The organism is Streptomyces sp. MMG1121 (assembly GCF_001280015.1).
In the GTDB taxonomy this organism is placed as follows: Bacteria; Actinomycetota; Actinomycetes; order Streptomycetales; family Streptomycetaceae; genus Streptomyces.
In genome coordinates this window covers 1-203 of sequence record NZ_LGDV01000181.1, presented here as the reverse complement: position 1 = coordinate 203, position 203 = coordinate 1, and the positions used below count along the sequence as shown (strand labels likewise).

The following is a 203-nucleotide window of genomic DNA, read 5'->3' as shown; positions in this document are numbered from 1 at the left end:
GGCGATGGTTTCTGTGCAGGCCTCGGAGGCGGAGGTGCTGGAGTCCCTTGCCGCTTTCGCCGGTCGTGGGCGGGTGGATGTGGCGGCGGTGAACGGGCCTTCGTCGACGGTGATCTCGGGTGACGAGGACGCGGTCGTGGAGGTGGCGGGGGGCTGGGAGGCGTCGGGTCGTAAGACCAGGCGTCTGCGTGTCAGTCATGCTT

General features: G+C 68.5%; 1 protein-coding gene. It reads left to right on the top strand.

What is annotated here, in order from left to right; all coding sequences use genetic code 11:
• Window positions 1-13: 13 nt before the first annotated feature.
• Window positions 14-203, top strand: a 190-nt coding sequence (locus ADK64_RS47335; protein WP_420712983.1) for a hypothetical protein, incomplete at its 3' end; no start/stop codon positions are given.